Origin of the sequence: Polynucleobacter sp. JS-JIR-II-c23 (assembly GCF_035011225.1) — a bacterium.
GTDB lineage: Bacteria > Pseudomonadota > Gammaproteobacteria > Burkholderiales > Burkholderiaceae > Polynucleobacter.
On the sequence record NZ_JAYGQT010000001.1, the window covers coordinates 1,941,564 to 1,953,866 of the forward strand.

13 protein-coding genes are annotated in these 12,303 nt (G+C 45.9%); 7 read left to right on the plus strand and 6 right to left on the minus strand.

The genetic code is table 11. From position 1 onward, the window contains the following. Window positions 1-19: 19 nt before the first annotated feature. Window positions 20-994 (plus strand): squalene/phytoene synthase family protein, encoded by a 975-nt coding sequence (locus VC159_RS09955; RefSeq protein WP_323473491.1) that lies wholly within the window; start codon window positions 20-22, stop codon window positions 992-994. Between the two features lie 6 nt (window positions 995-1,000). Here the strand turns inward: VC159_RS09955 and VC159_RS09960 are convergent, their stop codons facing one another. Beyond that, a complete protein-coding gene (locus tag VC159_RS09960; RefSeq protein ID WP_323473492.1) occupies window positions 1,001-1,513 on the minus strand; it encodes a methylated-DNA--[protein]-cysteine S-methyltransferase in 513 nt (170 codons plus the stop codon). Window positions 1,514-1,631: 118 nt separating this feature from the next. On the opposite strand from VC159_RS09960, the gene VC159_RS09965 reads away from it, so the two are divergent. The 6 genes from VC159_RS09965 to zapD are packed head-to-tail and all read left to right on the plus strand — an operon-like array spanning window position 1,632 to window position 6,942. Beyond that, window positions 1,632-2,924, plus strand: coding sequence for an HlyC/CorC family transporter (locus VC159_RS09965; RefSeq protein WP_323473493.1), 1,293 nt, complete (start codon window positions 1,632-1,634; stop codon window positions 2,922-2,924). Beyond that, complete coding sequence (locus VC159_RS09970) at window positions 2,921-4,000, plus strand: GspE/PulE family protein (RefSeq protein WP_323473494.1); 1,080 nt, start codon at window positions 2,921-2,923, stop codon at window positions 3,998-4,000. Before VC159_RS09965 ends, VC159_RS09970 begins: the two co-directional genes overlap by 4 nt. Further along, window positions 3,991-5,037: a type II secretion system F family protein gene (locus VC159_RS09975; RefSeq protein ID WP_323473495.1), complete on the plus strand. Its 1,047-nt coding sequence runs from the start codon at window positions 3,991-3,993 to the stop codon at window positions 5,035-5,037. Before VC159_RS09970 ends, VC159_RS09975 begins: the two co-directional genes overlap by 10 nt. Beyond that, window positions 5,037-5,537, plus strand: a complete 501-nt coding sequence (locus tag VC159_RS09980) for an A24 family peptidase (RefSeq protein WP_323473496.1) — start codon at window positions 5,037-5,039, stop codon at window positions 5,535-5,537. Before VC159_RS09975 ends, VC159_RS09980 begins: the two co-directional genes overlap by 1 nt. Then, a complete protein-coding gene (coaE, locus tag VC159_RS09985; protein ID WP_323473497.1) occupies window positions 5,492-6,178 on the plus strand; it encodes a dephospho-CoA kinase in 687 nt (228 codons plus the stop codon). Before VC159_RS09980 ends, coaE begins: the two co-directional genes overlap by 46 nt. Before the next feature lie 11 nt (window positions 6,179-6,189). Further along, window positions 6,190-6,942: a cell division protein ZapD gene (gene zapD / locus VC159_RS09990; RefSeq protein WP_323473498.1), complete on the plus strand. Its 753-nt coding sequence runs from the start codon at window positions 6,190-6,192 to the stop codon at window positions 6,940-6,942. Here zapD and VC159_RS09995 read toward each other — a convergent pair. The 5 genes from VC159_RS09995 to VC159_RS10015 all read right to left on the minus strand — a co-directional run bounded on the left by VC159_RS09995 (window position 6,939) and on the right by VC159_RS10015 (window position 12,151). Next, window positions 6,939-7,355, minus strand: a complete 417-nt coding sequence (locus VC159_RS09995; RefSeq protein ID WP_323473499.1) for an NUDIX domain-containing protein — start codon at window positions 7,353-7,355, stop codon at window positions 6,939-6,941. The genes zapD and VC159_RS09995 overlap by 4 nt on opposite strands. Window positions 7,356-7,365: 10 nt before the next feature. Then, window positions 7,366-8,223: an ATP-binding protein gene (locus VC159_RS10000; RefSeq protein ID WP_323473500.1), complete on the minus strand. Its 858-nt coding sequence runs from the start codon at window positions 8,221-8,223 to the stop codon at window positions 7,366-7,368. 15 nt (window positions 8,224-8,238) lie between these two features. Continuing rightward, window positions 8,239-9,474 carry a bifunctional glutamate N-acetyltransferase/amino-acid acetyltransferase ArgJ gene (gene argJ, locus VC159_RS10005; RefSeq protein WP_323473501.1) on the minus strand — a complete coding sequence of 412 codons (1,236 nt, stop codon included), beginning with the start codon at window positions 9,472-9,474 and terminating at the stop codon, window positions 8,239-8,241. Window positions 9,475-9,554: 80 nt separating this feature from the next. Next, a complete protein-coding gene (locus VC159_RS10010) occupies window positions 9,555-11,678 on the minus strand; it encodes a xanthine dehydrogenase family protein molybdopterin-binding subunit (RefSeq protein WP_323473502.1) in 2,124 nt (707 codons plus the stop codon). Window positions 11,679-11,692: 14 nt separating this feature from the next. Next, entirely contained in the window at window positions 11,693-12,151 is a 459-nt protein-coding gene (locus VC159_RS10015) for a (2Fe-2S)-binding protein (RefSeq protein WP_323473503.1), read from the minus strand. Window positions 12,152-12,303 lie beyond the last annotated feature (152 nt).

Consider the following 12,303-nt stretch of genomic DNA (forward strand, 5'->3'; position numbering starts at 1 on the left):
GGTCTGACATAATTCAAGAGTGAGAACACCTGAGCAAACCCCGACATTGAGCCCAACTAACGATTTGGCCTACCAAAAGGCCATTCTAGGATCTGTCTCACGTACTTTTGCCCTCACCATCCCACTGCTACCCCCGAGTATCGAGAAGGTCGTTGGCAATACCTATTTGCTGTGTCGCATTATTGACACCATCGAGGATGCCGCAGATTTAAGCACCCAAAGCAAGCAATCTCTTTCGGCGCTATTTTTGGATGCAGTGCTTGAGAAGGCTCCAGTTGAGACATTTGTTGCGCCTTGCCTCAATGCATTAAAAAATTACAGTAATCAAGATGAGCTGGATTTAATTTCTCATACACCCACTGTTCTGCGAATTTTGCATACCTGCTCTACCCAGGATCAAGCAGCAGTCAGTCGTTGCGTTTCCATCATGTCTGAAGGAATGTCGTTCTTCCATGGAAGACAAAACCAAGCCGGCCTTCATGATCTTACTGAGTTTGAGCAATATTGCTATGTCGTGGCAGGTGTAGTTGGCGAACTGCTAACAACCATCTTTAGCAATCATTCCCAAGCCTTCAAAGAAAAAATGGCGGGGCATGAAGATTTGGCAATCGCATTTGGTCAAGCGCTGCAAATGACCAACATTCTCAAAGACTCCCCAGAGGATAAAGCCCGCGGCGTCTCCTGGAAGCCGATCAATGTTAGTCATGAAGCCCTTCTAAAGCTTGCCTATCAAAAGCTCCAAGATTCTCTGAATTACATTCTGTTGATTCCCAAACAGGAATTGGGCATGAGACGTTTTTGCTTTTTGGCTTTTGGCTTAGCGGTAATGACTCTGTCAAAGATTGCAGATCGCAAAGAATTCGACAGTAAAGATGAAGTAAAGCTTTCCAGAAGCACCGTCATGAGTTTCTACAGCTTTACAAAGTGGGCCGTTAAAAGCGATATGGTAATGAAGATCTTTTTTAGCCTTAGCAGTAGATCGCTCGCCAAATAAGTAAGTTTATAGAGCACCTTCATGTCTTAAAAGCCAGAGCTTAATTTGGCGATATAGGCCCGGGGAGTTTTCTTTCATAAAGCCACCAATACCTTGGGCTGATACCACTCGATGACAAGGTGCAATTAAGGGGTAGGGATTGGCTCCGCACGCTGTACCGACTGCACGCGCCCCACTCTGAATCTGCTTGGCTAATTCACCATAGGTTCTTGTCTGGCCGGCGGGTATCTCTTGAATGCTAGCCCACACTCTTCTTTGATGCTCAGTACCCGCAGGCTTTGTGGGTAAGTCAAATTGCCAATGAGGATCCTGGAAGTAAGCCTTGCACTGTCTCACAACCTCTTTGGCTAGCTGATTCTGTGGGGCGATTAAAGGGGCATTAGCGGACAAATAATCCATTCTAGAAAGCATCAGGCTGCCCTCTACCATTTCCGTCAAAATACCCAGGCACCCGAAAGGTGCCGCAATAACGCAGTAGTTAGCACTATTTGAGCTCAAAGAGGTTGATGAGGAAGTCATATAAAGGGATTCTCACATAAATAAACAAGAGGGATGACAGACCTTTATTCCATGGCTATAGCTTGAGAAATGCCACTTTGCTATATTGACTCATCCTTACTTTTTTCAGGCAGACCTCATGGACACCTTTTTTGACGATTGGCCGTTTTATAGCCAAGTTGCTCTAGTCCTATTTTTACTTGCACTCTCTGGTTTTTTCTCGATGGCAGAAACCAGCATGCTGTCCTCGAATCGCCACCGCCTACGTGCAATGGCTAATGGCGGTAATGCAGGTGCAGCGCTAGCTGAAAGGCTCTTAAAACGTATTGACTCATTGCTATCAGTGCTGCTGATTTCGAACAATCTGATCAACACTGTTCTACCTATTTTGGTAACGGGAATTGCCTTACATATTTTTGGTGACAGTGGCCTGGTACTTTCTCTGGCTACTTTGGTGGTTGCGCTTCTCATCATCATCTTTAGCGAGATTACCCCCAAGGTAATTGGTGCCGCCTTCCCTGAAAAGATTGCCTCCCATGTTGGCTGGTTTATTTTGCCCCTCACTTTCGTATTGAAACCTTTACTTTGGTTTATCAATAGCTTTGTTTCTGGTCTGATGAAAGTATCTGGCCTGCAATCCTCTGCTGATAGCAGGGCCATGAGTAAAGAAGAATTACGCAGCCTCGTTTTAGAGTCAAACCGTTTTGTCTCCAACCATCATCGCAACATCCTGCTCAACTTGTTCAATTTGGAAAACATTACCGTTGATGATGTGATGACCCCCAGATCGAAGATTGAGATTTTGGATCTCTCAAGACCTATTGATGAAGTGGTCCAACAATTGGAGACTTGCTATCACAACAAATTACCCGTTTGCGATGGTGACTCTGAGCGCATTGTCGGGATCCTTTCTGTCAAAAAGGCCTTGTCCTTGCTGGGCGATACCGACCTTAAGCATGAAGACTTTAGGGTGTTATTAAACGAGCCTTACTTCATCCCCAGTAGCACCCCTGTATTGCAGCAAATGCAATTTTTCCAAGATAACCAACAGCGCTTAAGTTTGGTTGTAAATGAATATGGTGAAGTTCTGGGGCTAGTGACTTTTGAAGATATCGTGGAAGAACTCATTGGTGAATTTACGACCTCCTTCTCCAACCTCTCAACCGATCCCCATTGGCTCCCGAATGGAACCTATATAGCAACAGGTGGCGCCTCATTACGAGATCTCAATCGCTTACTCAACCTCGACCTCCCCTTAGATGGTCCGCGTACCTTAAACGGGCTCATTCTCGAAAAACTCGAGGCTATCCCCGATCATGATGTCAGCATTCGCATTGCTGGCATCGTCATGGAAATCGTTCAATTTGACGAACATGGTGTTAAAACAGTGAAGCTTTATCGTCCCGCCATTCGGACTCAAGAACAAGATTGAGCGTTGCCGCTGATGACTCACTAATTATTCGCACTTGGTATGAAATCGCTACAAATGCCCTAGATGCTAGAGCGAGTGATATTCATATAGAGGCTGGGGCTCAAGCCACACTCATTCGTATTCGGGTCGATGGCCTGCTACAAATACAGTCGTATTACCCGATTGAATTTCATGACCGCCTCATCACACGCATCAAAGTTCTGGCGCGCTTAGATATTGCAGAAAAACGCCTGCCGCAAGATGGACGACTTTGCATTGGCTATAACTTTTCTAAGCCCAATATTGATTGCCGGGTTTCAATCTTGCCAACTCTTCATGGAGAAAAGGCCGTTGTGCGCATACTGCCCAGTTGCCTAGAAGAGCTTGATCTTCAAGACATTGGCCTGCTCTCGGAACAACTCGAGATATTCCAGCAAGCCCTTGCTCAATCCAACGGGCTGATCCTAGTGACCGGTCCGACTGGCAGTGGCAAGACTCGAACGCTCTATAGCTGCCTGCGTCAGCTCAATCAAAATCATCGTAATCTTTGCTCGATCGAAGATCCCATTGAAATTCGTCTTGCTGGAGTCAACCAAGTGGCCTATCACCCGCGGGCAGGTTTGGATTTTCCAACGATCATTCGCGCCCTTCTTAGACAAGATCCGGATGTCATCATGATTGGAGAAATCCGTGATGCCGCTACAGCTCAGCTTGCTATTCAGGCGGCTCAAACTGGGCATCTTGTTCTGAGTACCTTGCATACCCGCAATGCTTGTGGAGCAGTTCCTAGACTTAGCCATCTAGGAGTAGATCAACAATCTCTGGAGTCCTGTCTCTTAAGTGTCAGCTCACAGCGTCTCGTTCGTAAAACCTGCGCTCAATGTCTTGGATTTAAGATGAAAAATAACGTGCCATGTTCATTCTGCAAAGGCAGCGGCTACCTTGGGCGCATTGGAGTTCATGAAGTGCTAAGCAAAACCCATTTGCTTGACTCATCCACCTCTTACGTCAGCATGCGAGATGCCGGATTAATTCATATGCAAGCAGGCCTTATTAATCAAACAGCTTTAGATGCAGAAGTGGGCACATGGCGTTAAGCAAGCAGAACCAACTTCATTTTGCCGAGCAACTTGTGACATTGCTAGAGGCAGGCCTACCACTCCTCAATGCGATTGAACTCATTTATTCAACCGCCCCAAAGGCCTGGATTCCTTGGGTGACTAACATTCACACCCAGCTCAAAAAGGGTGAAAGTTTTTCTCAATGCTTGCGTGTCCAGGGAAATCTATTTTCTATGGAATTTATTAATCTCATACGCGTCAGTGAGCGTACTGGCGACTTTCATCTGGCGCTAAAAACTATTTGCCAGCAACTTGAAGCCCAAATTGAATTGCGTCGAAAAATTCAACAGGCAATGAGTTATCCCGCCATCACTCTTACTAGCTCTTGCCTTCTAGTGATAGTGATGATGATTTGGGTTGTGCCCGTCTTTAAGGATGTTTTTGCTCATTTTCAAGCGGAGTTGCCAGCCCCGACTAAAGTGTTAATTCAAGCATCCTCATGGTTTGAAGCCTTCTACCTTGAAATAGTGATAGCCCTCATTGGCTTTGCTGTGCTCTTTAGCCTTGCTTGGTCCAGGATCCCCAAAATTCAAAAATATTGTGATCGACTGAGCTTCTCTATACCGATGATTGGCCAGCTTCTCAGATTAGCAACACTTACCTACTGGTGTCGGACATTGGGCCATCTCCTCAAGTCTGGATTACCCCTTCCAGATGCATTGAGAGTTACCGCACAATCATCTAACCACTGGCTCAGCCATGATTTCAGCGCTGATATATTCAAACACCTCACTCGCGGCTGGTCACTCGGAGATGCCATAACAAAAGCAGATCCCAAGCACCTACTATTTGATCAGGAAACATTGCAGCTCTTACGAATAGGATCTGAAAGTGGTGCGCTCGCTGAAATGCTACAAAAGCGCGCATCAATATTGAGTTCTCAATTAAGCAATCGCTTAAATACCCTAAGCCAAAGCTTGGAGCCCTTGTTAATCATTATCGTTGGACTCATTATTGGAAGTCTGGTCATAATCTTATATCTCCCCATCTTTAACCTAGGACAGATTGTTTAATGGGTAATTTTATTTTGCTCGACTGGATCCGAATATGCCTGATAGCAATCTTGGTGTACTTAGCGTATTACGATTTGCGCACCTTTCGTTTGCCTGATGTCATCACCTTACCGCTCATCTTGCTGGGCCTCTTATTTAACAGCCTTTCAAATCAACGCTTTATCTCTTCTCAAGACGCGATCATTGGAGCGATCCTAGGCTACTCCTGTCTTTGGCTTCTCAACCTTCTTTATCGAACGGTCAAAAAGCAAGATGGGATTGGAATGGGTGATGCCAAACTATTGGCAGCCTTGGGTGCTTGGCTTGGCTGGTTTGCATTACCCGGTATTTTGCTAATGGCATCCCTGACCGGACTGATTGGCGGCATTATCTGGCTGCAGTGGAATAAACAAAATCATCGCTCAGCTTTTCCATTTGGCCCTTTTCTAGCTATTGCTGGCATCATTGAGCTGTTATGGCCACAAACCCTACAAATCCTTCTTCTGAGCAAGCTGGTCTAGGCATCCTCAAAGGGCATGTACCCTTTGTAGGTCTTACTGGTGGCATTGGCTCAGGAAAGACCGCTGTGAGTGATCGGCTCGCTCAACTGGGCGCAGGCATTGTCGACACCGATCTCATCGCCCATCAGATCACCGCCCCAAATGGAGTGGCTATCCCCTTCATTCAAAAGCAATTTGGGTCTGAGTTTGTTGATTCAAGCGGGGCGCTAGATAGAGTCAGGATGCGTACATTGGTCTTTGCCAATCCCGAAGCTAGAAAGTCTCTGGAAGCAATCACCCACCCCCTTATAAGGGAAGAAACCATTCGGCAAGCCAAACAGCTCATAGAAGATAAGGTGCCTTACCTTGTTTTTGTAGTGCCTCTGTTGATTGAATCAGGTAATTGGGCTCATCTTTTGGACTACCTCGTAGTAGTGGACTGTCCAGAGGAAACTCAAATTGAACGTGTGATGCACCGCAGCAAATTACCCCGAAACGAGGTTGAGAGAATTCTGAGGGCTCAAGCTAGCCGAGAAGAGCGTATTGCCAGGGCGGATATGGTCATTGAAAATCAGGGCTCTCTCGAGAACTTAAAAACTGAAGTTTTAAAATTGAACCAAAAAATCTTACAGATTCAGAAAGATCGCACCAGTTCGTCATAGAATATGGGCTTGTGATTGTCTACGAATACCCCTTTAACGAATTAGTTCGAAGCATGCTTCGACTGGAGTATTTGTTCGCCCGCTTCAACCACTTTGTCCGCTCTGATGACCCAGAGTTGCACCACAATGCCATCTCTGTTTTGTTTGATCTTGGTGACATCGGTGCACGCGGTGATATCAAGTCTTTACTACTTAAAGAATTTGAGCGTCAAAAATATGCACTCAATGGATTAAAGTCGTCACAAAAAGTTGATCAAGAGGCGCTGACACAAACTCTTTCAGAAATTGATTCCGTTGCTAGCAGTATTAATCAATCAACCGGCAGACCCAACTCTGTGATTACTGAAAGTGAATGGTTAAATGCGATTCGCACCAGATTAAATATTCCAGGCGGTACCAGTCCAATTGATTTGCCTAGCTATCATGCCTGGAAAAATAGTCCATCATCTGAGCGACGTGAGTTGCTTGAAAAATATGTTGGGCCGCTCTTGCCATGGCATGAGGCATGCCAATTATTTTTACGACTTTTACGTCAATCAGGCGAGGCTAAAGATGTGGTTGCACACAATGGATCCTTTCAGCAAGCTCCATCCGGCAAGGTCTACCAGTTGATGCGCATTGCTGTAGAAGATGACACTTTATTTTCTGAGATTAGTGCAAATAAATATTTACTCTCAGTGCGCTTCTTAAAGTCTGAGCGCGATAAAAAAGCACAGTTGGTGAATGCTGATGTGTCATTCAAACTCACCCTCTGCCAGTTCTAAGTCAAAAGGACTCTTAGCCTTTCCAGCATAGGCCAAGCGGCCGGCAACAAAGGTTCAACGCTAGGCTTTTCTGCAGCCAGCAACTCCCAGGATAAGGCTTGATTCTCACAACCTTTGGGAACCCCTCTCCAATCGCGAATAATGCTCACATGTAAGCGAACATAGGCATGCGGGTAATCATGCTCCAGAATAGTAAGTTCTTCACTTGATTGAATATCAATGCCAAGCTCTTCTTGAAGTTCACGCTTCAGTGCCTCGAAAACAGTTTCCCCTTTTTCGATTTTTCCACCTGGAACTTCCCAATAACCAGCGTAGGGTTTGCCTTCAGGTCTCTGCCCTAAAAGATAGCGGCCATCAGAATCCAGCAAGATTCCTGCTGCCACTTCAGTAACTGGGCGCTTGATTTCACTCATCAAAAAGATCTTAAGCTTTTGAACCAGCCCAATGCTTAGCAAATTGCCAAGCAACGCGACCTGAGCGTGAACCACGCTCCAATGCCCAGACCAACGCCTCTGAACGCGCCTCTTCAATTTGTGCAGCACTCAAACCAAAATGCCATAACCAATGCGCCACGATCGCCAAATATTCATCTTGTTTTGGCGGGTAGAAAGATAACCAAAGACCAAAGCGCTCTGATAAAGAGATCTTTTCTTCAACTACTTCACCAGGATGAATTTCGCCATCGTCGTTATGCACGTATGTCTCGTTATCCTTCATATACTCAGGTAATAAATGACGGCGATTAGAGGTGGCGTAAATCAAAATATTGTCGACTTGCGCAGAAACAGAGCCGTCTAAGGCTGATTTCATCGCCTTATAGCCAGATTCGCCATCCTCAAACGAGAGGTCATCACAGAAAATGATGAAACGCTCTGGGCGATCAGCCAAGAGCTCGGTAATATCAGCCAAATCAGCTAGATGCTCTTTCTCAACCTCAACCAGACGCAAGCCTTGGCTGGCAAACTCATGCAAACTCGCTTTGATCAGTGAGGACTTTCCAGTTCCCCTAGCACCAGTCAACAAAATATTATTGGCAGGCTTTTTTTGAATAAAGTTTTTAGTGTTATCGCGTATGGCGTCACGCTGACGATCAATATTCTGCAAATCCTCAAAAGTAATGTCCGCAACATGCTTTACAGGTTGCAAAAATCCAATACTGCCAAAGATGCTATCGCGCCTTCGCCATCTATATGCAGTAGAAGATTTCCACTGCTCCTCAGTCAAAGGCTTTGGTAAAAAAGTATCGAGATGGTCTAAAAGACGGTCTAATTTTTCATTCATATTTCGGATGGTCTTTTATGAGCGGTAATCTGCATTAATCGATACATAGTCATGCGATAAGTCACAAGTCCACATAGTTTGTGTAGCGTTGCCGCGACCTAAGTCAATCTTGACGGTGATTTCCGGGGCCTGCATGACCGTCTGACCATCAGCCTCGAGATAGTCAGGATTGCGTCCACCATTTTTAACAACCCAAACATCGCCTAGCCACATTTGTACGCGATTCACATCTAAATCAGCGATACCCGCATAGCCAATCGCTGCCAGGATGCGACCTAAATTAGGGTCGCTAGCGAAGAAAGCGGTTTTGACTAAAGGGGAATGGGCAACTGCCTTAGCAACCAAGCGGCACTCCTCAGAAGTCTTACCACCAAGCACTTCGATCGTCATAAATTTGGTTGCACCTTCGCCATCGCGCACAATCATTTGCGCTAGCTTTCTAGCTAAAGCAATTAAGGCATCTCGCAAGATGGCATAACTAGGATCGTTCGCTGATTGAATTTGCACTGACGACTGACCCGTCGCCATAATGATGAAAGAGTCATTAGTAGATGTATCACCATCAATAGTGATCGCGTTAAATGAAAGATCCGCTATCTCACGAGTCAGGCTGCTCAAGAGTCCAGGCGCAAATCCAGCATCAGTAGCAATGAATCCCAACATGGTTGCCATATTGGGGTGAATCATGCCAGCACCTTTGCAGATACCAGTAATAGTCGCCATCCCCGCAGGCGTTTGCACAGTTGCTGAGGTGGCTTTAGGCTGAGTATCGGTGGTCATGATGGCTTCAGCCGCATCAAACCAATTGTCCTCGCCTAGATTTGCCACTGCCTTTGGCAAAGCGCTAATAATTTTCTCGATCGGAAGCGGTTCAAGAATCACGCCAGTTGAAAAAGGCAGAATCTGTTCCGGATGAATCTTCAGATCTTTGGCTAAAGCTGCGCAGGTTTCTAAGGCATGTTTCATGCCAGATTCACCAGTCCCAGCATTAGCATTGCCAGTATTCACCACCAGAGCTCGAATTTCACCATTACGACCCTCTTGCGCCAAATGCTCGCGACAAACTTGTACTGGAGCGGCACAAAAACGATTCAAAGTAAAAACGCCAGCGACCTGGGAACCAGGAGCTAAAGTCATCACCAATAAATCTTTGCGGTTTGCCTTCTTAATACCAGCTTCGGCGATACCCATTTCAAAACCTTTAATAGGTTTCAGTTCGGATTTTAGGGGGAGAGGTAAGTTAACGGTCATAGTCTGATAATTGTAGATGAGGCTCAAAAATAAAGCGCACCTTCTGGGTGCGCTTTATTGCTTAATCCACATTACAAATGCTATACCTTGATTGGCAGCTCCCGAATCCGTTTGCCTGTAGCAGCTGCAATGGCGTTTACCAAAGCTGGGGCCACCAAAGGCACTCCAACCTCACCCAAGCCGCCCGGCTTCTCTTGACTGGGCACCAGATGCACCTCAACCACAGGCACTTGATTTTGTCGCAAGCTAGGGTAGTTATTGAAGTTATTCTGCTGAACCCGGCCCTTCTCAATCGTGATTTCATTGCTTAAGGCTGCGCTCAATCCGTAAATCACGCCGCCAGTGAGCTGCGCTCTTGCTTGATCAGGGTGCACTGTAATTCCGCAATCAGAAACGAACGTAATTTTCTTAACCTTGGTCTCCTTAGCAGCAGGATCCAATTCAAGTATGCAAGCAGAATAAGTGTCATAACACTCCATCTGTGCAACACCAAAACGCTTGCTGCCTGGAACATATCCAGACTTTTTCACCGCCAACTCAAGAACAGCTTTTGCTCGAGGGTGCTTACTTAAAGATGCCATCCGATATGCAACAGGATCTTTTCCGGCAGCTTTAGCGGCTTCATCCACAAAACTTTCAATCGCAAATGCATTGAGTGCATTACTGACTGAGCGCCAATAACCCACTCGAAGTCCAGTATCCGTAATCACGTTAGTAATTTCTAGATTGGGAATCTCATAAGTAATATTGTTCGAGCCTTCCACCATGAATGGATCAAAGCCATCCTTCACAAAACCAGGAAAGGCTCGTGCTGTCACTGACTGAGAAACCATTTTGGCTTTTAAAGAAGTTAACTGACCATTGGCACCCAAGATGCCGTCCACCTTATGAATGCTCATAGGACGATAGAAGTCATGAGTAATATCATCTTCCTTGGTCCAGAGCATCTTGACTGGCATGCCAGCTGCTTTAGAAATTTCAGCAGCCTGACGAATGAAATCCAACTCTAATTTACGGCCAAATCCACCGCCCAGAAAGGTGGTTTCAATAGTGACATCCTCAGGCTTAACCCCAGCTGCAGCAGCAGCCGCCGCTTGACCACCCTGCTGAAATTGAATTGGCCCAATAATTCTGCACTTGCCATTAGATACATCGGCAGAACAGTTCACAGGCTCCATGGTGGAGTGGGCTAAGTATGGCAAAAAGTATTGGGCACTAAGCGACTTACCATTTACAACGGTAACGTTAGCATCGCCCACCGCTTTAATCACGGCACCTTTTTTAGCTAAACCATCTTCTAATGACTTACGAACAACCGCATTGTTGAGGTTTGCATTAGATCCTTCATTCCAGGTAATTTTCAGGGCATCCCTACCCTTACGCGCCGCATAAAAATCTTTAGCCAATACTGCAACGCCATCTGAAATCTGAACAACTTTAATCACGCCAGATACCTTCATTGCGGCTGAAGCATCAAAGGACGTAGGTGTACCCCCAATAACAGGGCACTGCGCTAAAGATGCAATTGCCATACCCGGAATCTTGACGTCAATTCCATAAACTGCTTTGCCGGCAACTTTACTTGGCGTGTCCAAACGGCGCATCGACTCTTTGCCAATCACCATAAAGTTCGCTGGCGATTTCAGGACCGGCTTTTCTGGAAGGGGTAACTTAGCAGCATCAGCAGCTAGCTCACCATACGTGGCTGACTTACCACTCGCATGCGTTACTTTGCCATTCATAGCCTTACAGTCGGCAGCTGCAACATTCCAACGTTGAGCAGCGGCCTGAACTAAGACAGTACGAGTTGCGGCTCCGGCAGTTCTTAACTTATCAAAGGCTTCGCGTACTGAAGTTGAGCCGCCGGTAATTTGACCACCCAACATCGCATTGATGTAAACAGGGGCAACTCCAGCAATCTCAACCCGAATCATTGAGAGAGGTAAATTTAATTCCTCAGCTAACAAAGCTGGTAAAGAGGTATATACGTCCTGACCCATCTCTGAGCGAGCACAAATAAGCGTAATTTGATTATCCGGGGTAATTTGTACCCAAGCGTTTGCTAAGGCAGGCTTTACAGCATCCCCTACAGCAGCTTCACTTGCCAAAGGCAGATGCATGCCGATAACAAAGGCACTGCCAAGAGCGGCACTGTGCTGAATAAATTGACGACGGCTATTACTTTTTAAAGATTGATTTTTCATGTGATCTTTACCCTTTATGCCAACTTATCTGCAGCACGTTTGACTGCTTTTTCGATACGAGAATATGTGCCGCAGCGACAAATATTTCCGCTCATGGCATTTTTAATGTCATCACTACTAGGCTGTTTTTTCTTTGCCAATAAATCAGCTGCAGACATCATTTGTCCAGTCTGACAATATCCACACTGAGGCACATCGAATTCGATCCAAGCATCTTGAAGCGCTTTTCCAACCTTTGCCGCTAAGCCCTCGAGAGTTGTAACTGCCTTTCCACCTGCAGCAGATACAGGGGTAGAACAAGAACGGATGGCCGCACCCTCCAAGTGAACGGTACATGCACCACAAAGTCCTGCTCCACAGCCATACTTTGGACTCGTTACATCTAAATGGTCTCGTAAGACCCAGAGAATTGGCGTATCAGGATCCCCGTCGAAATTAACAGCTTTACCATTGAGAGTAAAAGACACGGCCATAACGCCCCCTTAGTTAAATTTGAGAATTTGAAGACAAAGCAAATGTTTTTGCACCTACAAATCATGACAGATCTCAGGGTCTATAGGTATATTAAATTATTAGGGATTCCACCAAGAAAAATGGCCCAGATAAATCTGAGCCAGTTAAACAC